The organism is Shinella lacus (assembly GCF_010994755.1).
GTDB lineage: Bacteria > Pseudomonadota > Alphaproteobacteria > Rhizobiales > Rhizobiaceae > Shinella > Shinella lacus.
In genome coordinates, this window is record NZ_WHSB02000005.1 from 391,300 (window position 1) to 412,615 (window position 21,316).

Annotated in this window: 22 protein-coding genes and 1 tRNA gene; 16 read left to right on the top strand and 7 right to left on the bottom strand. The window is 66.3% G+C overall.

From position 1 onward, the window contains the following. Positions 1-148 precede the first annotated feature (148 nt). Positions 149-451, top strand: a complete 303-nt coding sequence (locus GB927_RS16375; RefSeq protein ID WP_256118247.1) for an Rdx family protein — start codon at positions 149-151, stop codon at positions 449-451. Positions 452-510: 59 nt separating this feature from the next. On the opposite strand, the gene GB927_RS16380 is transcribed toward GB927_RS16375, so the two are convergent. Further along, complete coding sequence (locus GB927_RS16380) at positions 511-879, bottom strand: BA14K family protein (RefSeq protein WP_256118248.1); 369 nt, start codon at positions 877-879, stop codon at positions 511-513. Positions 880-1,013: 134 nt separating this feature from the next. Between GB927_RS16380 and GB927_RS16385 the strand changes: the two genes are divergently transcribed. From GB927_RS16385 to GB927_RS16395, 3 genes are all read left to right on the top strand, one after another. Then, entirely contained in the window at positions 1,014-2,447 is a 1,434-nt protein-coding gene (locus tag GB927_RS16385) for a phosphohexomutase domain-containing protein (RefSeq protein WP_256118249.1), read from the top strand. A 79-nt stretch (positions 2,448-2,526) separates the two neighbouring features. Continuing rightward, a tRNA-Leu gene (locus GB927_RS16390) sits at positions 2,527-2,613 on the top strand. Between the two features lie 175 nt (positions 2,614-2,788). Further along, the gene (locus GB927_RS16395) at positions 2,789-3,940 is read left to right on the top strand and encodes an HPP family protein (protein WP_256118365.1); all 1,152 of its coding nucleotides are present in this window, start codon (positions 2,789-2,791) and stop codon (positions 3,938-3,940) included. A gap of 43 nt (positions 3,941-3,983) precedes the next feature. Here GB927_RS16395 and GB927_RS16400 read toward each other — a convergent pair whose 3' ends face one another. Then, positions 3,984-4,451, bottom strand: coding sequence for a GreA/GreB family elongation factor (locus tag GB927_RS16400; RefSeq protein ID WP_256118250.1), 468 nt, complete (start codon positions 4,449-4,451; stop codon positions 3,984-3,986). A 210-nt stretch (positions 4,452-4,661) separates the two neighbouring features. Beyond that, positions 4,662-5,081: a nucleoside diphosphate kinase regulator gene (gene rnk / locus GB927_RS16405; protein WP_256118251.1), complete on the bottom strand. Its 420-nt coding sequence runs from the start codon at positions 5,079-5,081 to the stop codon at positions 4,662-4,664. A gap of 340 nt (positions 5,082-5,421) precedes the next feature. On the opposite strand from rnk, the gene GB927_RS16410 reads away from it, so the two are divergent. Next, positions 5,422-5,781, top strand: a complete 360-nt coding sequence (locus tag GB927_RS16410; RefSeq protein WP_256118252.1) for a DUF488 domain-containing protein — start codon at positions 5,422-5,424, stop codon at positions 5,779-5,781. 49 nt (positions 5,782-5,830) lie between these two features. Beyond that, positions 5,831-6,520 (top strand): 5-formyltetrahydrofolate cyclo-ligase, encoded by a 690-nt coding sequence (locus GB927_RS16415; RefSeq protein WP_256118253.1) that lies wholly within the window; start codon positions 5,831-5,833, stop codon positions 6,518-6,520. Here the strand turns inward: GB927_RS16415 and GB927_RS16420 are convergent. From GB927_RS16420 to GB927_RS16430, 3 genes are all read right to left on the bottom strand, one after another. Beyond that, entirely contained in the window at positions 6,484-7,761 is a 1,278-nt protein-coding gene (locus GB927_RS16420) for a CynX/NimT family MFS transporter (protein WP_256118254.1), read from the bottom strand. The two genes, GB927_RS16415 and GB927_RS16420, sit on opposite strands and share 37 nt — an antisense overlap. Then, the gene (locus tag GB927_RS16425; RefSeq protein WP_256118255.1) at positions 7,758-8,435 is read right to left on the bottom strand and encodes a FadR/GntR family transcriptional regulator; all 678 of its coding nucleotides are present in this window, start codon (positions 8,433-8,435) and stop codon (positions 7,758-7,760) included. Before GB927_RS16425 ends, GB927_RS16420 begins: the two co-directional genes overlap by 4 nt. A 105-nt stretch (positions 8,436-8,540) precedes the next feature. Further along, on the bottom strand, positions 8,541-9,572 hold the full coding sequence (locus tag GB927_RS16430; RefSeq protein WP_256118256.1) for a trans-3-hydroxy-L-proline dehydratase: 1,032 nt from the start codon (positions 9,570-9,572) through the stop codon (positions 8,541-8,543). Positions 9,573-9,756: 184 nt separating this feature from the next. On the opposite strand from GB927_RS16430, the gene GB927_RS16435 reads away from it, so the two are divergent. The 3 genes from GB927_RS16435 (at position 9,757) to GB927_RS16445 (ending at position 12,289) form a co-directional block, all read left to right on the top strand. After that, positions 9,757-10,455, top strand: coding sequence for a GntR family transcriptional regulator (locus GB927_RS16435; RefSeq protein WP_256118257.1), 699 nt, complete (start codon positions 9,757-9,759; stop codon positions 10,453-10,455). A 117-nt stretch (positions 10,456-10,572) separates the two neighbouring features. Beyond that, complete coding sequence (locus tag GB927_RS16440) at positions 10,573-11,538, top strand: dihydrodipicolinate synthase family protein (RefSeq protein ID WP_256118258.1); 966 nt, start codon at positions 10,573-10,575, stop codon at positions 11,536-11,538. A 124-nt stretch (positions 11,539-11,662) separates the two neighbouring features. After that, a complete protein-coding gene (locus tag GB927_RS16445) occupies positions 11,663-12,289 on the top strand; it encodes a LysE family translocator (RefSeq protein ID WP_256118259.1) in 627 nt (208 codons plus the stop codon). A 36-nt stretch (positions 12,290-12,325) separates the two neighbouring features. Here the strand turns inward: GB927_RS16445 and GB927_RS16450 are convergent, their stop codons facing one another. Beyond that, positions 12,326-13,363 (bottom strand): Ldh family oxidoreductase, encoded by a 1,038-nt coding sequence (locus GB927_RS16450; RefSeq protein WP_256118260.1) that lies wholly within the window; start codon positions 13,361-13,363, stop codon positions 12,326-12,328. A 146-nt stretch (positions 13,364-13,509) separates the two neighbouring features. Between GB927_RS16450 and GB927_RS16455 the strand changes: the two genes are divergently transcribed. The 7 genes from GB927_RS16455 to lhpI all read left to right on the top strand — a co-directional run bounded on the left by GB927_RS16455 (position 13,510) and on the right by lhpI (position 21,074). After that, positions 13,510-15,027 carry an aldehyde dehydrogenase (NADP(+)) gene (locus GB927_RS16455; RefSeq protein WP_256118261.1) on the top strand — a complete coding sequence of 506 codons (1,518 nt, stop codon included), beginning with the start codon at positions 13,510-13,512 and terminating at the stop codon, positions 15,025-15,027. Positions 15,028-15,193: 166 nt separating this feature from the next. Then, the gene (locus GB927_RS16460) at positions 15,194-16,003 is read left to right on the top strand and encodes an ABC transporter substrate-binding protein (RefSeq protein ID WP_256118262.1); all 810 of its coding nucleotides are present in this window, start codon (positions 15,194-15,196) and stop codon (positions 16,001-16,003) included. Positions 16,004-16,072: 69 nt separating this feature from the next. Then, positions 16,073-16,738 (top strand): amino acid ABC transporter permease, encoded by a 666-nt coding sequence (locus GB927_RS16465; protein ID WP_256118263.1) that lies wholly within the window; start codon positions 16,073-16,075, stop codon positions 16,736-16,738. 11 nt (positions 16,739-16,749) lie between these two features. Next, positions 16,750-17,403: an amino acid ABC transporter permease gene (locus GB927_RS16470; RefSeq protein WP_256118264.1), complete on the top strand. Its 654-nt coding sequence runs from the start codon at positions 16,750-16,752 to the stop codon at positions 17,401-17,403. Continuing rightward, the gene (locus GB927_RS16475) at positions 17,396-18,118 is read left to right on the top strand and encodes an amino acid ABC transporter ATP-binding protein (protein ID WP_256118265.1); all 723 of its coding nucleotides are present in this window, start codon (positions 17,396-17,398) and stop codon (positions 18,116-18,118) included. Before GB927_RS16470 ends, GB927_RS16475 begins: the two co-directional genes overlap by 8 nt. Positions 18,119-18,125: 7 nt before the next feature. After that, entirely contained in the window at positions 18,126-19,373 is a 1,248-nt protein-coding gene (locus tag GB927_RS16480; RefSeq protein ID WP_439655499.1) for an NAD(P)/FAD-dependent oxidoreductase, read from the top strand. 18 nt (positions 19,374-19,391) lie between these two features. Then, a complete protein-coding gene (gene lhpI, locus GB927_RS16485; RefSeq protein WP_256118266.1) occupies positions 19,392-21,074 on the top strand; it encodes a cis-3-hydroxy-L-proline dehydratase in 1,683 nt (560 codons plus the stop codon). Positions 21,075-21,316: the final 242 nt, after the last annotated feature.

The following is a 21,316-nucleotide window of genomic DNA, read 5'->3' on the forward strand; positions in this document are numbered from 1 at the left end:
GCAGTGCAACACCTCTCCGACAGGACCGTGGCTGCGACAAGATGTCCGGCGGTAAAACCTGATAAATTGAGTTGACATTGTTGTGAACGGATCGCGTGCCAAGCGGGCCGCCCTGCTATATGCTTTGCCCTATCGACAGGAGGTGACCATGACCGGGGAAAAGCCGCGCGTTTCCATTCTCTACTGTACCCAGTGCAACTGGCTGCTTCGCGCCGGCTGGATGGCGCAGGAGCTTTTGTCGACCTTTTCCGGATCGCTCGGCGAGGTGGCGCTCATTCCCGGAACCGGCGGCAATTTCGAGATCCGCGTCGGCGATGCGCTCGTCTGGGAGCGCAAGCGCGACGGCGGTTTTCCCGGGCCGAAGGAGCTGAAGCAGCGCGTGCGCGACGTCATCGAACCCGACCGCGATCTCGGCCATACTGACCGCGTGGCCGACAGCACGCCCGGCTGAAAGACAAACGGCGGGCAAGAAGCCCGCCGTTCGTTGGATGACCCAAGGGCGCTTGTCGCTTACCGATAAGGCGAATAGCACAGGCGGTAGACGCCGCCGCCGGCATGGTAGCGGTTGGTATAGGGGTCGTAGGTGCGGTAGCGGTTGGAGCACCATTCGACATGCGCCCCGCGCCCACCATAATAACGCGGCCGCTCGTAGCGCGGACGATAATAGCGTCGCTCACCGTAATACGGGCGATAGTGGCGACGATTGTAACGACGTTCGCAGCCGTAGCCGTAGCAGAACTGCACCTGCGCCTGCGTGACGTCACTTTTCGTCTCAACCTTCGGCACGGCAAGAGGAACGGCCTGAGCCGCCCCCATGGGCGCGATCGCGGAGGCAATCCCCATCGCGCAACCGAAAACGAGATTTCGAATCTTCAACATGTTGATCCTCACTGTTCCTGGCGGGATACTTCCCTGTCACGTCCCTGCTTTGCATTACGTTCACGCATTTTGTTTTATTCATGGTCGCGCCGCACCTTGAGAGGGCCGGCTTGCAAGAGACACGAGGTGACCGCATGAGCCTGAAATTCGGAACCAGCGGCCTGCGCGGCCTGTCGGTCGATCTCGAAGGGCCTGCCACCGCGCTCTATGCCACCGCCTTTGCCCGCCACCTGCTGGCCGCCGGCATCGCTCGGCAGGGTGACGAGATCCTCATCGGCCGCGATTTTCGCGCCTCCAGCCCGGCGATTTCGGCAATCGCCATCGCAGCCCTTCGCAAGGCCGGCTTTCGCCCGCGCGACTGTGGAGCGCTGCCGACGCCGGCACTCGCCCTCACTGGCCTTGCGCGAAAGGCCGCCTGCCTGATGGTAACGGGTTCGCACATTCCCGCCGACCGCAACGGCATAAAATTCTACGGGCCGGACGGCGAGATCGACAAGGCGGACGAAGCCGCGATCACCGCCGCCGCCGAAGCAATCCGCGCGGAAAACACGGTTTTCAACGCCGTTCAGGAGGCCGCGGACGACCTGCATGCGGAGGCCATGGCGCTCTACGAGGCGCGCAACCGCGCGCTGCTGCCGGAAGGCAGCCTCGCCGGCCTCCGGGTCGGCGTCTATCAGCATTCGACGGTGGCGCGCGACCTCTTCGCCGCGGTGCTCATCCACTACGGTGCCGATGTCGTGGCGCTGGGCCGGTCGGAGACCTTCATCCCGGTCGATACGGAGGCGGTTTCCGCCGAGACCGTTGCGCTCCTGCAAGGCTGGGCGGTGCAGCACGGCCTGCACGCCATCATCTCCGCCGACGGCGACGGCGACCGGCCGCTCGTGACCGACGAGACCGGCACGCCGATCCGCGGCGATCTCGTCGGCCTCATCGCCAGCCGCTTCCTCGGCGCGACCGCTGTGGCCACGCCGGTCACCTCGAATTCCGGCATCGAGGCGGCCGTCGCCGGCAAGGTGCTGCGCACCAGGGTCGGCTCCCCCTTCGTGATCGCTGCGATGAACGAAGCGGTCGCCGGCGGCGAAACCGCCGTCGTCGGCTTCGAGGCGAATGGCGGCACGCTGACCGCCACCCCTTTCACCGTGAACGATCATGCCCTCGCCCCGTTGCCGACCCGCGACAGCCTGATGCCGGTGCTCGCCGTGCTCTCGCTCGCCGCTGCGGAAAACCGGCCGCTCTCCCAGATCGCCGCCGGCTTCGCGCTGCCCGCGGCCGCCAGCGACCGGCTAGAGCACTTTCCCGTCGAAACCAGCGCCGCCCTGATGGCGGAGCTGCGTTCAGGTGCCGGCGCCCTGTCCGCCTTCCTCGCCCCCATCGGCGTGCCAATGAAGACAAGCGATATCGACGGGCTGCGCGTGACGCTGGACGATGCCAGCGTCATCCACTTCCGCCCCTCTGGCAATGCGCCGGAAATGCGCTGCTATGTGGAGGCCAAGGATGAGGCCGCCGCCGCCCGGTTGCTCGCGGCCGGGCTGGCGCGCATTCGCGAATGGGCACTCGGCCGCGAATGAAGGTTTTCGCCAAGCTGTTGCAAAAACTTCAAAAAGCCTGTTGACACAAGAGTGCGGGCCTTCTACATGGCTCTCCGTCGCCCAGATGGCGGAATTGGTAGACGCGCCAGCTTCAGGTGCTGGTACTCGAAAGGGTGTGGAGGTTCGAGTCCTCTTCTGGGCACCAAATTCCCAATCCGGATTTTCCGGATGTTGCAAAAAGCCCGGCTTTGCCGGGCTTTTTTGTTGCCTGCGATTCGTCGCTCTCGCCCTCCTCCACAGAAAAGCAAAATCTTCCTTGCGTCCCCGGCGTGATCGGCACATAAGCCTAGAAAATAATCATCTGCCTTTTCAAGATCAGGATCGTCGTGGCCCCTCCCCAGCACGGTGCCCATAAACCGGGCATTCTGTCCAAGTTCCGGCTCTTCTTTCCCATTCTCGCCGGCGCCACGCTCAAGGAACGCCTGATCGGCTGCCTCGGCGCCCTGATCGGCATCTGCCTCACCGGCCTCGTCTGTGGCCTCTTCATGGGGCAGGGGCCGCATCTTCCGCTGATCGTCGCGCCCATCGGCGCCTCTGCCGTGCTGCTCTTCGCGGTGCCTGCAAGCCCGCTTGCGCAGCCCTGGTCGATCGTCGGCGGCAACACGATCTCCGCCTTCGTCGGCGTGGCCGTCACCATGCTCGTGACCGACCCGACCATCGCCATCGGTCTTGCCGTGGCGCTCGCCATCCTCGTCATGTCGCTGACCCGCTGCCTGCATCCGCCGGGCGGGGCCGCGGCGCTCACGGCCGTCATCGGGGGTGCTGCCGTCACGCGGGCCGGCTTCTGGTTTCCGCTCGTGCCGATCGCCATCAACTCGCTGATCCTCGTTGCGCTCGGCATGATGTTCCACCGACTGGCGGGGCGGCAGTACCCGCACCGCCAGGCGATCGCGCCCGTCAACACGCACAAGACCGCCGATCCGCCGGCCGCCTTGCGTGTCGGCTTCAACAGCGAGGACATCGACACCGCCATTGCCAGCCTGAACGAGACGCTCGACATCAGCCGGGCCGACCTCGACACGCTGCTCCGGCAGGTCGAGATGCAGGCGCTCCTGCGCCAGCGCGGCGAACTGACCGCCGCCGACATCATGTCGCGCGACGTGGTGACGGTCGCCGCCGACGCGACCACGGAAGAGGCGCGCGCCCTGTTGCTCGACCACGACATCCGCACCCTGCCCGTGCTCGATGGCGACCGGCGCCTGCTCGGCACGGTGGGCCTGCGCGAGCTTGCCGCCATGGCGCCCGCGGCTCATCTTCCCGTCTCCGAGGCCGCGACCGCAAGTGCTTCCGACCCGGCGATCGGCCTGTTGCCGCGCCTGACGGACGGCAGCATCCACGCCGTCGTCATCGTCGATAATAACAGCCATGTCGTAGGCATCATCTCCCAGACCGATCTTCTGGCCACGCTCGCCAAAAGCCTCTCCCAGACCGGCCCTACCAGCCTGATGAGCGGCCACGGGCAGGGCATCTGACAAAAGCCCCGCGTGGCGTGAGTTGACAGGCCCTCGCCCGCCTTCAGGCAGCAGACGGCCCCGGACCTCTTCCGGGTCCATTTTCGTTGGCGGCCGTGAAGGCGCGCTCGACGAGGCCGCCGGCGATCAACCGGAAAGGGCGCCGAGGCGCCAAGGGAGCAGGGTCCACGCCAGCCGGCTGGAAGAGCACCTTCTCCAGCACGATCCAGTCGCGGCGTCCCTCCGGCCGGTCGAAGGCCATCGATTGGCCCTCGCGCAGGCCGAGAAGGGCAAGGCCATAGAAGGTGGTGATCGGCAGGAAGGCGCTGCCCGGCGCGTAGGTGCCGGGAAGGCAGAGGCTGCGCGTATCCGTGAGCCCGCTGGCACAGCGGAACGACACGCGCGCATCGATCATCGCGAGATCGGCGGGTGCGTGCAACTCCATGGGCAGCCGGCCGGCCGATACTTTCCGCTTCAGGAGCGCCAGCCATTCCGGCGTGAGCGACGGCCATTCCCGAAGCATCCTGTCCAATACATATCCGTCTCTTGCCGTGAGCATCGCGGGATCCTGTCCCATCGCCATTCTCCATCCTGCCCGCACTTTGGGCGGAGCATCCAAAATCCATGGTGGAGAAGCCCCCTGGCCGCAGGTGCGGCGCAGGGGGTCACGATCCTGCGACGAGGCAACCTCCGATGCGCCCGACGTCAGAAAAGGAGAGGAATTTCATGGTCGGCAAAACCCTCAGGAGGCGCGCGCTTCTTCCGCCGCGTGAACGGCGATGACGCTGAGGCGCCGCACCCGGCCGTCACGCGCCGCCCACTGGATCGACTGGCCGGCGGAAAGGCCGAGAAGGGCCGCGCCAACCGGCGTGAGCACGGAAATGCGCTGGCGGGAAATGTCGGCATCCTTCGGGAACACCAGTTCGGCACTCTGCGGCGCCTCGTCGTCGATCTGGAATTCTGCGACGGAGCCCATGCGCATCACGCCGGGCACCATACGCGCGTCGTCGACGATCTTCGCGCGGTCGAGTTCGGCGGCGAGCTGCTCGGCGGCATGGGGATCACGCTCGGCCAGCATATCGGCGAGGTTCGACAGGCGGGCATGTTCGGAGCGGGCGATGGTGATGGCAGGCAGGCGCCTGTCCTTGGTCTTGGCGATCATAAAAACCTCACGACACGGTTTCGCAGCGCCCGGCAGGCGCGCGGCAAAGGAAAATAGGGGAATGTGTCGCGCTCTTCTGGCGCGGTTCTCGTCACGCGACGAAACCGCTATCGCCCCACGGCCGGGGCGCGACGCGTCCAACCCGAGGGGCTAGTGTCCTGCGAGCGGAAACAACCGCTTCAGAAACCGGGCTATGGAGTGCGTCATCGTCATGGGGCCATGATGGCGTGAGCCCGCCGGCAAAGTCAAGCCGCCGCGGCCGAACGCCGCCCCCGTGGCCCGGCTTGAAGCATGGGCCGCTTTCTGCTCTCCAATAGGAGACAGGACAGGAGGCAGGCCGATGCCCGTGCAGATCAAGCGCATCTACGACGCGCCCGACCCGGCGGACGGCGCGCGCATCCTCGTCGACCGCCTCTGGCCGCGCGGCCTGTCGAAGGAGAAGGCCGCGTTCGACGACTGGCTGAAGGATGTCGCACCGACATCGCAGCTGCGCAAATGGTTCGACCACAGGCCGGAACGCTGGGCGGAATTCCAGCAGCTTTATCGCGCGGAGCTGCGGGAAAACCCGGCGGTGGACCTTTTGCGCGCACGCAGCGCGGCGGGCATGGTCACGCTGCTCTATAGCTCGCGCAACCGGGAATTCAACCATGCGGCGGTGCTGGCCGAGGTGCTGCGCGAGGCGAATTCGTTTGCCAGATAAGGAGACGGGGGGCATTCTGGCGGCAAGCCACCCGACGGAGGCCGACTTTATGGATAACGACGACGTTCCCGCCACCTTTGCCTCGCCGGCCTGCTTCATGCACGAGGTCGATCCGGCCTATCTCGGCCTGCCCGACCGGCAGACCTGGACCGATATCAATCGCTGGCGCAAAAATGAACGCGAGCGGCTGATCGCGGCGCGGCTGGCGGTGCCGGCGGCGGTGCGGGCATCCCATGGTGAGGCGATCGCTGCCGGCGTGCTGGCGGAAATCGGTGATGTCAGCGGCCGCATCCTCAGCGCCTACTGGCCCTTCCGCGGCGAGCCGGACCTTCGGCCGCTGCTTGACGAAGTGGTGAGGCGCGGCGGCAGGACGGCGCTGCCGGTGGTCGTCGAGAAGGGGCGGCCGCTGGAATTCCACCTTTGGCAACCGGGCGAGGCGCTGTCGCGCGGCGTCTGGAACATTCCCATCCCGGCTGAAGCGCGCCCCTGCCTGCCGGATATCGTGCTCGCGCCGGTCGTCGGCTACGATGCCGCCTGCTACCGGCTCGGTTACGGCGGCGGTTTCTTCGACCGCACGCTGGCGGCCATGCCGACAAGGCCGAGGGTCATCGGCGTCGGCTATAGCGCGGCGCGGCTGGCGACGATCTATCCACAGCCGCACGACATTGCGATGGACATCATCGTGACCGAGGTGGGCATCGTTCAGCCCGCGGTTTCCACCGTGCGCGCATTCACATAGAGGGCGCGCCCGGCAAACCAGCCGTTCACCGCAGCGCCGAGGCCGAGCAATACAAAGAGCACGGCGCTCCAGGCAAAACTGCCGGTCCAGCCGCGGATGAGGCCGACGACGAGCGGCCCGATGGCGGCGAGCAGGTAGCCGATGCATTGCGCCATGCCGGAAAGATGCGCCGCGACATGCGGATCGCGGGTGCGCAGCACGATCACGGTCATCGCCACCGCGATCAGCCCGCCCTGTCCGATGCCCTGCAGCACCGCCCAGAACCACACCGTCCACAGCGGCGCGAAGAGCAGCCCGAGTAGGGCGACGACGGCGATGCCGCAGAGCGCGACATTGATCAGCCGCTGGTCTTTTCCACGCACAGCCAAGTGCGGCGCGACCAGGCAGGCGCCAGCCTGCACCATCACCGACATGGAGACGATGGCGCCGGCCGTCACGCCATCGAGCCCGCGTTCGCGCAGGATCGGCACCAGCCAGCCGAAGACGCAATAGGCGAGTGCGGATTGCAGGCCCATGAACAGCGTGACCTGCCAGGCAACACGGTCGCGCCACAGGCCTTCGACACGGAAGCCGGCGCGCTTGGCCTGCATGCGCGTGGACAGCACCTGCGGCAGCCAGAGCAGGCCGACGATCACCGCCGGCACCGCCCAGATCGCCAGCGCGCCATCGAGCGAGCCGCCGAGCGCATGCTCGATCGGCAGCGTCAGGCCGGCGGCACCCGCGGCACCGGCGCAGAGCGCCATGGTGTAGCAGCCCGTCATCAGCGCCGCCTTGTCGGGAAAATCGCGTTTGACGAGACCGGGCAGCAGGACATTGCCGACCGCGATGCAGGCGCCGGCAAGCGCCGTGCCAAGGAACAGCAGCGGCAGGGAGGACAAACCACGCAGCGCGGTGCCAAGCGCCAACAGGAAGACCACGGCAAGCAGCGTGCGCTCCGTGCCGATCCGCTGGGCAAGCCGCGGCGCCAGCGGCGAAAACAGGCCGAGGCAAACGACCGGCAGTGTCGTCAGCAGGCTGGCGCCGGTGGCGGAGAGGCCGAGATGCTCCCGGATTTCCGGCAGCAGCGCCGAGGCGCTGGAGAAGACGGGCCGCAGGTTGAAGGCGATGAGCACGAGGCTGGCGCCGAGCAGGAAGCGGGCAACCGGCGTCGGCGGCCGGTGCGGTGCTGGCGCCGGCACGCTGTCGGCTTCGGCGTCGATCAGGTCGATTGCGCCGGGATCGGTCGGGTCGGGATTTCTCATGACATCAGCAACCGGTCGAGGGCGGAAAGCACGGGCGCCATGAAGCGGCGCACGGCCGCATCCGCCGCGTCCGGATCGCCGCTTTCGATGGCGTCGACGATCGCGGCATGGGCGGCCATGTCCGGCTCCGGCAGATCCTCGCCGAGCGTCGCCTCGATGGTCTCGGTGATCAGCGCCGAGAAGAAATCGAACATGCCGACCAGCACGCTGTTTCCCGATGCGGCAATCACCGCCTGGTGGAAAGCGAGATCACGGGCGATGAAAGCCGTCTTGTCGCCGCCCTCGTAATTGCCGCGCTCGGTGAGCAGGGCGCGAAGCCTGGCGATTATTGCCGGCGTCTGGCGCAGCGCCGCAAGCCGCGCGGCCTGCGCATCGAGCGCCAGGCGGGCCTCGAACTGGTCGCGCAGGCCGGCGCGGCGTGCCATGGTGAGCGGGCGGCTCGTATCAGCGGTCGAGAGCACATAGGTGCCGGAGCCCTGCCGCGTCTCCAGATAGCCCTGCGAGACGAGCACGCGCACGGCCTCGCGCACCGTGCCGCGGCTCACCGACAGCATGGCCGACAGCGCCGCCTCGTTCGGCAGCTTTTCGCCGATCGTCCAGCGCTGGCGGAGGATTTCCGTTCGGATCGCCTCGACGGCGGTATCGGCGAGGTTGGTCTTGCTGAGAGAGCGCATAAAATCACCAAGTCATCTGATGACTTGGTGATTAGCGCGATTTGTGGAAGAGGTCAAAGCAATTCCGGCGGCGCACGCTTTCGCGGTGCCGCCGGGAGAGAAGGGTTACTGCTTGCGCGGCCAGGTATCGGCCAGGCGGTAGCCGGCCGGCCACGGATCGTCGGGATCGAGCATGACCTGGCTGGTGCCGGTGATCCAGGCGCGGCCGGAGATTTCCGGCACGATGGCGGGGCGCCCGCCGACCGTCGTTTCGCCGACGATGCGGCAATCGAAGCGCGAATCGAGGATCGAATAGCCGGAGAAGCGTTGGCCGACCTTGATCTGGCCGCGGGCATGCAGCACGGCCATGCGCGCCGAGCAGCCCGTGCCGGTCGGCGAACGGTCGAGCTTTGCCGGCTGGATGACGACGGTGTTGCGGCCGTGCAGCGCGCCGTCGCGCTCCTCGACCGGCAGCGTGAGTTGGCAGAAGGAGATGTGGTTCCATTCCGGATTTTCCGGATGGGTGAAGCCGAGTTGTTCGTTGGCGGCCCTGGTGATGCGGATGCCGGTTTCGGCGAGTTCGCGGGCCTCGTCCGGCGCGATCGCAAAACCGAGCGCGCGGGCGTCGGCGAACACAAAACTGTCGCCGCCATAGGCGGTGTCGACGGTGAGCGTGCCGAGGCCCTCGACTTCCAGCTTGGCATCGAGCCTGTCGGCAAAGGAGGGCACGTTGGTGACGGTGATGCGCTCGGCCTTGCCGTTGCGGCAGGTGGCGACGACGTTGACCAGCCCGCCCGGCGCCTCAAGGATCATATGGGTCTCCGGCTCGACCATCGGCACGATGCCGCTGTCGAGCAGCACGGTGGAGACGCAGATCGAGTTCGAGCCGGACATCGGCGGCGTATCCTCCGGCTCCATGATGATGAAGCCCATGGTGGCGCGCGGGTCCTTCGGCGGCACGAGCAGATTGATGTGGCGGAAGACGCCGCCGCGCGGTTCGTTCAGCACGAAATTGCGCAACGTCTTGTCCTCGGCGATGAAGTTGCGCTGCTCCCAGAGCGTGGCGCCGGGCGGCGGTGCGACGCCGCCGACGATGACATCGCCCACCTCGCCCTCGGCGTGGCAGGAGACGATATGGATGACCTTGCTGCTGCGCATGGCACTTTCTCCGATTTTCGAACGTTTTCACCCTGCGAGCCGATTTACGGCCCGAACCCCGGCGACAGAGCGCCGAACTATTCCTTCTGACGGCTTGACGGCGCTTTCGCCAAAGGGCTCCTTTAAAACGATTGATAGAGCCGACAGAGAACTGTATTTCTTATGTCGACAAGAGGATTTTTCGATGAGTGATACCGATTCCCTGCCCGAACGCAAGCGAGGCTCCGGCGTAAAGATGGTCTACGACCTTCTGCGCGACGAGATCCTCGACCTGAGGATCGCGCCCGGCAGCCCGGTCGACGAGGTGCAGCTTGCCGAGCGGTTCAAGATGTCGCGCACGCCGATCCGCGAGGCGCTGGTGCGGCTTGCCGGCGAAGGGCTGATCGAGACGCTGCCGAACCGCTCCACCATGGTGTCGAACATCGACTTCCTCAACCTCAACACGCTCTTCGACGCGCTGGTGCTGATGTACCGGGTGACGACGCGGCTGGCAGCACAGAGCCACCGGCCGGAGGACCTGCCGATCATCCGCGGGTTTCACGAGGATTACGCGGCGGCGGTCGCGGCGCGCGACACACTGGCGATGATCGCCACCAATGTCGCCTTCCACGCCGCGATCGCCGAGGCGGGCCGCAACCCCTATTTCACCGGATTGTTTCGCCGGCTTCTCGACGAGGCGCGGCGGATCTTGCGGCTCTACTACCAGTCCTACGAAGAGCAGTTCCCGCAGCGCTTCGTCGATGAACATGCGGAGATCATCGCGGCCATCGAGGCGCGCGACGTCGAGGCGGCCGACCGGCTGGGCAAGGCGCATGCCGAGCAGATCGTGGCGCAGGTGCAGAAGCTGTTCAGCCGCAACGACAGGCTCGACATCGCCCTATAATGTAGCTGTATTTTTCTTGTCGACAAATAAAATACAAGATGTTATGCCGTCATCATGAAACGGGGAGGCCTTGCGCCGGCCCGCCAGACCGACCGAACAGCCCGAGAGGAGACCGACATGAAGGCCAAGATTTTTTCCGGTGTGATCCCCGCCCTGATGACGCCTTGCAAGGACGACCGCAGCCCGGATTTCGACGCGCTGGTGCGCAAGGGCAAGGAACTCATCGAGAAGGGCATGTCCGCCGTCGTCTATTGCGGCTCGATGGGTGACTGGCCGCTGCTCACCGATGCGCAGCGCATGGAAGGCGTCGAGCGCCTGGTGAAGGCCGGCATTCCGGTCATCGTCGGCACCGGTGCGGTCAACACCGCCTCTGCCGTGGCGCATGCCGCGCATGCCCAGAAGGTCGGCGCTCACGGCTTGATGGTCATTCCGCGCGTGCTGTCGCGCGGCACGGTGGTCGCTGCCCAGAAGAACCACTTCAAGGCGATCCTGTCGGCCGCCCCGGACCTGCCGGCCGTCATCTACAACAGCCCCTATTACGGCTTCGCCACTCGCGCCGACCTGTTCTTCGCGCTGCGCCAGGACCACAAGAACCTCGTCGGCTTCAAGGAATTCGGCGGCGCCGCGGACATGCGTTATGCGGCCGAAAACATCACCAGCCGCGATGATGACGTCTCGCTGATGATCGGCGTCGATACCTGCGTGTTCCACGGCTTCGTCAATTGCGGCGCCGTCGGCGCGATCACCGGCATCGGCTGCGTGCTGCCGAAGGAAGTGCTTCACATGTGCAACCTCGCCCAGGCGGCCGCCAAGGGCGATGCGGATGCCCGCAGCCGCGCGCTGGAGCTGGAATCGGCGCTCGGCGTGCTCTCCTCCTTCGACGAAGGCCCGGACCTCGTGCTCTACTTCAAGCACATGATGGTGCTGAAGGGCGACGCGGAATACACGCTGCACTTCAATGAGGACGACGCGCTTTCCGACAGCCAGCGCGGCTATGTCGAAACCCAGCTCAAGCTGTTCGACACCTGGTATGCCGAATGGAGCAAGCTGCCGGGCGCCGTCCAGACGTATAAGGCCGCCTGATCCAGGCCGTTCCTTCATGACTTGCTTGCCGCCCGCAGCCGACGCTGCGGGCGGTGCTCGTTTGGGATTGCCGCAACGGCCCTCTTCTGCGACGGTCGCGAGACCTGAACGAGAGGAACCCGAAATGCCTTCCCTGGACGTGCTGCTTGCCTTTGCCGTCACCACGGCGATCTTTGCCTTCATTCCCGGCCCCGCGATGCTCTATGCCGCCGCCCGGACGATGGCGGGCGGGCGCAAGGCCGGGCTGATGGCGGTGTTCGGCATTCATCTCGGCGCCTACGCCCATATCATCGCAGCCGCCGCCGGGCTTTCCGCGCTGTTTCATGCGGTTCCCGTCGCCTATACCGGCGTCAAGCTCGCGGGTGCGGCCTATCTGATCTGGCTCGGGATTTCACTGTTCCGCGCGACGGATATCCGCGAGGAGAACGGTGCGGTCGCGAAGGGCGGGCGGCGGGCCTTCGTCGAAAGCGTCACGGTCGAGATCCTCAACCCGAAGACGGCGATCTTCTTCCTCGCCTTCCTGCCGCAGTTCGTCGACAGCACCGCCGGCCTGCCGATCTGGGCGCAGCTCGCCATTCTCGGCACGGTGGTCAACCTGATCTTCACCTTCGCCGACGTGGTCAGCGTGCTGCTGGCGGATGTGATCCTTGCACGGCTGAAGCGGTCGAGCGGCGTGCAGGCGCTGGTGCGCAAGGCGGGCGGGACCGTGCTCATCGGGCTCGGCGCCCATCTCGCCCTGCAAAAGGGCTGAGAACCGCGGCAGCGACGCCGCCGCGGTCCAAGACCATCACGACACGGCGTCGAGGCCCTTTTCCTCAAGACGATCCAGCTGCTCGATCTCGGCGGCCGTCAGCGTGATGCCCTCCGTCTCGGATTTTTTGCGGGCGACGAAGCGGCGCTGCGAGGGCAGGCGCGCGCCCTGCCCGACGATCGCCTCGAACAGCACTTCGGCACGGGCGAAGGGATCGCCGGGGCGGCCTGCGGAGAAGGCTTCCGGCGACATGGCGATGATCAGCTCGCCATGGGCGGGTGCGAGCGTCGTCGTGCCGAGCTGGGCGAGCGCTTCAGGGCTTGTGAGGTCGCCGATCATGACGCCGGCAAGAAGCTCGATCATGGTGCTGATGGCAGACCCCTTGTGGCCGCCGAAGGGCAGCATGGCGCCGGCAAGGGCCGCTTCCGGGTCCGTCGTCGGGTTGCCGTCGGCGTCGATCGCCCAGCCTTCCGGCAATTTTTTGCCGGCACGGCGATGCAGCTCGATCTCGCCGCGGGCGGCGACCGAGGTGGCGAAGTCGAAGACATAGGGCGACTGGTTCGGGCGCGGCCAGCCGAAGGCGAAGGGATTGGTGCCGAACAGCGGCTTGTTGCCGCCGGTCGGCGCCACGGTCGCATAGCTCGGGCACATGACGAGGCCTGCCAGGCCCTCGTTGGTCACGGCTTCGACTTCCGGCCAAAGCGCGGAAAAGTGCGTGCAGTCGTTGATGACGAGCGACGCGAGGCCGAGCTTGCGGGCGCGCTCGGCAAGTGCCGGCACGCCGAGCTCGAAGGCCGGGTTTGCAAAGCCGCCATTGGCATTGACCTTCACGATGGCCGTGCCCTCGTTCAACTCCAGCTCCGGCACCGCATGCGGATTGACCTTGCCCGCCTTCACCGTGCGCAGCGCGCCCTCGATGCGATAGATGCCGTGCGATTTGCAGGCATCGCGCTCGCCGGCGACGATAACCCGGGCGAGCGCGCCGGCCTGCACGTCGTTCAATCCGGCCTTGCGGAAGATCGCTTCGACGCGCGCGTAGAGGTCGGCAATCGTCAAGGTGGAGGTTTGCGTCATCGTTCGTCTCTCAAGGCTGATGCCGGCTGCGGCAGTTGGTGATTGAGTATTTGCATACATAGAGTATACAAGATTTCGACAAGTGCAATTCGCCCGCCCGAAGTCTGGTGAGGGCGAATCCCTATTCTCCGAGAAAGGTACGTCAAATGGCTTTCACTCCCAACGGTAAACACCTCGTCGCCGGCGAATGGCTGGATGGCGACGGCACCTTCACCTCCTCGCCCGCCCATGGGCCGGCGCATAGCTTCGCGACCGGCACGGTGGCGCTCGTCAACCGCGCTGCGGAAGCTGCCGAAGAGGCCTTCCTCAGCTACGGCTATTCCTCGCGTGCAACACGCGCCGGTTTTCTCCGCGCCATCGCCGACGAGATCGAGGCGCGCGCCGACGCCATCACCGAAATCGGCAGCCAGGAAACCGGCCTGCCGGAAGCCCGCCTGCAGGGTGAACGCGGCCGCACGACCGGGCAGCTGCGCCTCTTCGCCGACCATATCGAGAAGGGTGACTATCTCGACCGCCGCTTCGACGCCGCCCTTCCCAATCGCGAGCCGATGCCGCGCACGGAAATCCGCCTGATCCAGCGGCCGATCGGCCCGGTCGCCGTGTTCGGCGCCTCGAACTTCCCGCTCGCCTTCTCGACCGCCGGCGGCGACACGGCCGCAGCCCTTGCCGCCGGTTGCCCCGTCGTGGTGAAGGGGCACTCCGCCCATCCGGGCACGGGCGAAATCGTCGCCGAAGCCGTGGAAGCCGCGATCCGCAAGACCGGCGTGCATCCGGGCGTTTTCTCGCTCATCCAGGGCGGCAACCGCCAGGTCGGCGAAGCCGTGGTGCAGCATCCGCTGATCAAGGCCGTCGGCTTTACCGGGTCGCTCGCCGGCGGGCGCGCGCTGTTCAACCTCTGCGCCGCGCGTCCCGAGCCGATCCCGTTCTTCGGCGAACTCGGCTCGGTCAACCCGATGTTCCTGCTGCCGGAAGCGCTGAAGGCGCGCGCCGAAGGGCTCGGCCAGGGCTGGGCGGGCTCGCTCACCATGGGTGCCGGCCAGTTCTGCACCAATCCGGGCATCGCCATCGTGACGGACGGCCCGGACGCCGACCGCTTCACCGCCGCTGCCGTGGAAGCGCTCGGCAAGGTCGGCCCGCAGACCATGCTGACCGACGGCATCGCCAAGGCCTATCACGACGGCCAGGCACGCTTCGAAAGCCGCAACACGGTGAAGCCGCTGTTTTCGAGCGAATCCACCGGCCGCACCGCGCTGCCGAACCTCTTCGAGATCTCCGGCGACCAGTTCCTCGCCGACCATGCGCTTTCGGAAGAAGTCTTCGGTCCGCTCGGCCTCGTCGTGCGCGTCGGTTCGCTGGATGAGATGGAAGCGCTTGCCCGCACGTTCGAGGGCCAGCTGACGGCGACTATCCACATGGATGCCAGCGACCTCGACGCCGCCAAGCGCCTGCGCCCGGTCCTGGAGCGCAAGGCCGGCCGCGTGCTGGTCAACGGCTTCCCGACCGGCGTCGAAGTGGTGGATTCCATGGTGCATGGCGGCCCCTACCCGGCCTCGACGAATTTCGGCGCGACAAGCGTCGGCACGATGTCGATCCGCCGTTTCCTGCGCCCCGTTTCCTACCAGAACATGCCGGAAGGCCTGTTGCCGGAAGATTTCCTCAACTGATTCAGCGCCTTGGCCGGGCTGTCCGAAAGGGTGGCCCGGTCTGCATATTTTCCGCGTCCCTGGTATATACTTTTTGTATATTAGTTGTATTTTAAGGCCGGTTACCGTTTTGGCGAAGGAGGAACCTGCGCCGACGGAATCGACTGACCAATCCAGGGAGAGAGTAATGAAGAAGACCTCGGTCCTCGCCTTCGGCCTCGTGGCCGCCACCGCTCTGACCAGCCCGGCCAAGGCCGACAAGCTGGACGACATCATCGCGTCCGGCACGCTGCGCTGCGCCGTCGTGCTCGACTTCCCGCCGATGGGCGCGCGCGACGAGAGCAACAACCCGATCGGTTTCGACGTCGATTATTGCAACGACCTCGCCAAGGCGCTCGGCGTCACCGCCGAGATCGTCGAAACGCCCTTCCCGGAGCGCATCCCGGCGCTCATGTCCGGCCGCGTCGATGTCGGCGTCGCCTCGACCTCCGACACGCTGGAGCGTGCCAAGACCGTCGGCATGACGATCCCCTACTTCGCCTTCGAAATGGCCGTCACCGCCAATGACAAGTCGGGCGTCAAATCCTTCGAGGACATGAAGGGCAAGACGGTCGGCGCCACCGCCGGCACGTTCGAGGCCATCGCGCTGGAAAACTCGGTCAAGGCATGGGGCGCCGGCGAGTTCCGCCCGTACCAGACCCAGGCCGACGTGTTCCTGGCGCTGAGCCAGGGCCAGATCGACGCCACCGTCTCGACCTCGACGGTCGCCCAGGCCAACGTCAAGACCGGCAAGTTCCCCGGCATCTCCGTCGTCGGCAAGGCGCCCTATGACATCGACTATGTCGCGCTCTTCACCAACCGCGAAGAATACGGCCTGATCAACTACCTGAACCTCTTCATCAACCAGCAGGTTCGCACCGGCCGCTACAAGGAACTCTACGAGAAGTGGGTCGGCGGCGACGTGCCGGACCTCTCGGTCGGCGGTGTCTACCGCTAAGAGAGCCGTTTCCAAGGCGGCGCGGGTTCTTCTCCCGCGCCGTTCCTCATTTCCAAAAGGTGAGACGGCATGTTCAACTACACCTTCCACTGGAATCAGGCGCTGAAGGCGTTGCCGCAGCTCCTCGACGGGGCGCTGGTCACGCTGCAGATCGCGCTTCTCTCCATGGTCATCGGCCTTGCCGTTGCCATGGCGCTGACGCTGTTCCGGCTCTCCGGCAACCGCATCCTCTCCGGCTTCACCACGGCCTGGGTCGAGATCGCGCGCAACACGCCCGCCCTCTTCCAGATCTACATGGCGCATTTCGGCCTCGGCAGCTTTGGCATCCATCTGAGCCCCTACACCGCGCTGCTCGTCGGCATCGCCTTCAACAATGCCGGCTATCTCGCGGAGAATTTTCGCGGCGCGCTGAAGGCCATTCCGGAGACGCAGGCCCGTGCCGGCCGTTCTCTCGGCATGACGCCGCTCATGGCCTTCCGCTACATCGTCATGCCGCAGATGCTGCGCATCGCCTTCCTGCCGGCCACCAACCAGGCGGTCTGGGCGATCCTGATGACCTCGCTCGGCGTCACCGTCGGCATGAACACGGATCTTGCGGGCGTCACGCAGGCGCTGAACGCGGTCTCCTTCCGGACCTTCGAATTCTTCGCGCTCGCGGCGGTCATCTACTACCTGATCGCCAAGGCCGTGACGCTGGCAGCCCGCCTCGCTGCCACGCGCATGTTCCGCTACTGAGAGGGTAAACCATGTTCGATACCGCTCTCACGCTGGCCGATCTCGGCTTCCTCGCTAAGGGCGCAGCCATGACGCTCGCCGTCACCGCCGTCTCCGTGCTGGCCGGCACCGTGCTCGGCGTCATCTTCGGCGTCGTCCGCAACCAGGCCGGCCCCTACTGGTCGATCCCGCTCACCTTCCTGCTCGATGTCTTCCGCTCCGTGCCGCTGCTCATCCAGCTCGTGCTCGGCAATGCGGCTCAATCGATCATGAAGCTCGGTTGGGCGCCCTTCACCACCTCCTGCGTGGTGTTGTCGCTCTATACGGCCGCCTATTGCACCGAGATCGTGCGCGGGGGCATCTCCTCCGTGCCGCTGACCACGCGCCGCGCGGCCCGCTCGCTCGGCATGACCTGGTGGCAGGACATGCGCTACATCGTGGCGCCGCTCGCCACCCGCGTCTCGCTGCCGTCCTGGATCGGACTGACGCTTGGCGTCATGAAGGATTCGGCGCTCGTGCTCTGGCTCGGCCTCATCGAGCTCCTGCGCGCCTCGCAGATCCTCGTCACGCGCCTGCAGGAACCGCTGTTCATCCTGCTCATCTGCGGCGCCATCTACTTCATCATCAGCTTCCCCATAGCCCGGCTTGGCGGCTATCTCGAAAAACGGTGGTCCCCCAATGATTGAGATCGAAAACGTCCGCAAATCCTTCGGCTCGCTGGAAGTGCTGAAGGGGATCAACCTCACCGTCCAGAAGGGCGAGGTGCTGACCATCATCGGCGGCTCGGGCTCCGGCAAATCGACGCTGCTCACCTGCATCAACGGGCTGGAGACCATCGATGCCGGCCGCATCGTGGTGGATGGTACCGACGTGCACGCCAAGGCGACGGACCTCAACAAGCTGCGCCGCAAGCTCGGCATCGTCTTCCAGCAGTTCAACGCCTTCCCGCACCTCACGGTGCTGGAAAACGTCATGCTCGCGCCGCGAAAAGTGCTCGGCCAGTCGAAGGCCGAGGCCGAGGCTATGGCCGTCAAGCAGCTCACCCATGTCGGCCTCGGCGACAAGCTGAAGGTCTATCCGAACCGCATGTCCGGCGGCCAGCAGCAGCGCATGGCGATTGCCCGCGCGCTTGCCATGTCCCCGGCCTACATGCTGTTCGACGAGGTAACCTCGGCGCTCGACCCGCAGCTCGTCGGCGAAGTGCTCGATACGCTGCGCATGCTCGCCTCCGAGGGCATGACGATGATCTGCGTCACGCACGAGATGAAGTTCGCCCGCGAAGTCTCCGACCGCGTCGCCTTCTTCCACAAGGGCGTGATGGCCGAGATCGCGCCGCCGGAAACGCTTTTTGGCGCGCCGAAAGATCCGGAGCTGCAAAACTTCCTCGCCGCCACCCATTGAGGCCATGATGAAGACTGAAACCATGCCCGATGTCGTGGTGATCGGCGCCGGCGTCGTCGGGCTTTCGGCGGCGATCGCCGCGCAGGCGCGCGGTCTCTCCGTCACCGTGCTGGAGCGCGAGGCGCCGGCCGCCGGCGCTTCCGCCGGCAATGCAGGCGCCTTCGCCTTCACCGATATCCTGCCGCTCGCCTCGCCCGGCATTTTGAAGAAGGCGCCGAAATGGCTGCTCGACCCGCTCGGGCCGCTCAGCATTCCGCCGTCCTATGCCGTGCAGATCGCGCCGTGGATGTTCCGCTTCTGGCGCGCCTGCTCCGCCAGCCGCGTCGCCCATTCCACCGCCGCGCAGACCGCGCTGATGGACCTCTCCAGGGCGGAGCTGGAGCCTTTCCTCGCCGAGACCGGCACGGCCGCGATGCTGCGCAAGGAGGGCAATCTCCAGGTCTATGAAAGCCAGGCCGAACTGAACGCCTCGCTGCCCGGCTGGAAAGTGCGCGAAAAACACGGCATCGAATTCCACCATATGGACGCGAGCGCCATGGCGGCGATCCAGCCCGGCCTCGCCGCGCGCTTCACCCATGGCACGTTCACGCCCGGCTGGTATTCGATCGCCGATCCAAAGCTCTACACCCTGGCGCTTGCCGACCATTTTCAAGCCAAGGGCGGCGTCATCGAGCGGACGGAGGTTCTTGGCCTGCACCCCGTCGACGGCGGCGTCGAAATCACCACCAGGAACGGCACGCGGCGTGCGAAACGGGTCGTGCTCGCGGCCGGCGCCTTTTCCCACCAGGTCGCGCGCAGCCTGGGCGAGACCATCCCGCTCGAAACCGAGCGCGGCTACAACACGACGCTGCCGCTCGACGCCTTCGACCTGCGCACCCAGGTCACCTTCGGCGGCCATGGCTTCGTCGTGACCCGGCTTTCGACCGGCATCCGCGTCGGCGGCGCGGTGGAGCTCGGCGGGCTGAAACTGCCGCCGAACTTCCGCCGGTCGGAAGCCATGCTGGAAAAGGCCCGCGCCTTCCTGCCCGGCCTCAAGCCGGACGGCGGCGTGCAATGGATGGGTTTCCGCCCGTCGCTGCCGGACAGCCTGCCGGCGATCGGCCGCGCCCGCGCCACGCCGAACGTCGTCTACGCCTTCGGCCACGGCCATCTCGGGCTCACCCAGTCTGCCGGCACCGCGCGCCTCGTCGCCGACCTGTTGACAGATCGCCCGATGACGATCGACATCACATCCTTCTCGCCGCAACGCTTCTAGCCCCACAGGACCCGCCCCATGGCCGAGCTTTTCGCCCGCAGCATTCTTCCCGGCATCGCGGCCGGCCCGGTCATCGCCGCGGGGGAGGCCCTGAGCTTTTGGGGCGGCGTCGATCCCGCCACCGGCAAGGTCATCGACGTGCACCACCCGCTGCACGGCGTCACGATCACCGGCGGCATCCTCATGATGCCGTCGAGCCGCGGCTCCTGCACCGGCTCCGGCGTGCTGCTCGACCTCGCGCTGACGGGCCGTGCCCCGGCAGCCCTCGTTTTCAGCGAGGCCGAGGACGTGCTGACGCTCGGCGCGCTTATCGCCGCCGAAATGTTCGGCAAGTCGCTGCCCGTGCTGCGCGTCTCGCGCGACGCCTTCGCCGCCCTCTGTCGCGCGAAAAGCGCCCGGATCACCGAGACGGCAATCGAGACCGACGCTTTTACGATCCCGGTCACGCCGCCCGCGACTGCCACGCTCGACCTCACTGAAGATGACCGCGCCATGCTGGGCGGCCGCGACGGCGTCGCCGTACAGCTCGCCATGCGCATCACGACGGCCATGGCCGCGCAGCAGAGTGCGCAAAAGCTCGTCGACGTCGTGCAGGGCCATATCGACGGCTGCATCTATGCCAGCCCCGCCAACCTGACCTTCGCCGAAAAGATGGCCGAGATGGGCGCCAAGGTGCGCATCCCCACCACGATGAACGCCATCTCCGTCGATCGCGTCAACTGGCAGGCCCAGGGCGTGCCGGCGGATTTCGGCGACCCCGCCGCCCGCCTCGCCGATGCCTACGTGCGCATGGGCTGCCGTCCGACCTTCACCTGTTCGCCCTATCTCCTCGACAGCGCGCCAAAAACCGGCGAGGCCATCGCCTGGGCCGAATCCAATGCCGTGATCTTCGCCAACACCGTGCTTGGCGCCCGCACAGCGAAACATCCGGATTTCCTCGACCTCTGCATCGCGCTGACCGGCCGCGCGCCCCTCTCCGGCGTCTATCTCGACGAACACCGCAAGGCCGCCCGCATCATCGACGTCGACCTGCCGGAAAACATCGACGACGCCTTCTGGCCGCTGGTCGGCTATCTCGCCGGCCGCGCCGCGCCCGACCGCATCCCCCTTCTGCGCGGCCTCGCGGACGCAAAGCCAACGCAGGACGACCTGAAGGCGCTGTGCGCCGCCTTCGGCACCACCTCCGCCGCCCCGATGCTCCATATCGAGGGCGTCACGCCCGAAGCCAAGGACGCGGCCGCCGCCAATGCCGACCGCACCACCATCACCCGCGCCGACATGATCGACGTCTGGACGATGTTCAACGACGGGCCGGCCGAAGTCGAACTCGTCGCCATCGGCAGCCCGCACGCCTCGCTTTCCGAATGCCGCGCCCTGGCGGATGCGCTGGGAGACCGCAAGCGCCACAAGGACGTCACCGTCATCGTCACCGCCGGCCGCGACATCATGGCCGAAGCCGGCGACATCCTTATCCGACTAAGGGAATGCGGCGTCCAGGTCATCCCGGACCTCTGCTGGTGCTCGATCTCCGAACCAGTCTTCCCGCCGAAGACCCGCACCCTCATCACCAATTCCGGCAAATACGCCCATTACGGCCCCGGCCTCTCCGGCCGCACCGTCCGCTTCGGCAACCTCGCCGACTGCATCGAAGCAGCGCTCACCGGCCAGGTTCCCCCACGCCTGCCAGCCTGGCTCGCCTGACAAACGCCAAAAACGCCCGTCGCCGATTTCGGAGGCGGGCGAGACGAATCAACGAACGGCGGGGCACCGTGTTCGATGAGGCGTTTGCATGTGGGGAGGGCCAGCGTTTTGCTGGGAAGAGATGGCGGACAGAGCGTCCGTATAACTCCTATCCCTGATTGACACATAAACGCTGGAATTTCCATGAGTTTAGCCGGTTTCAGCGATATGTGTGCATCCGCTGTAATATGTTGACCCTAGCC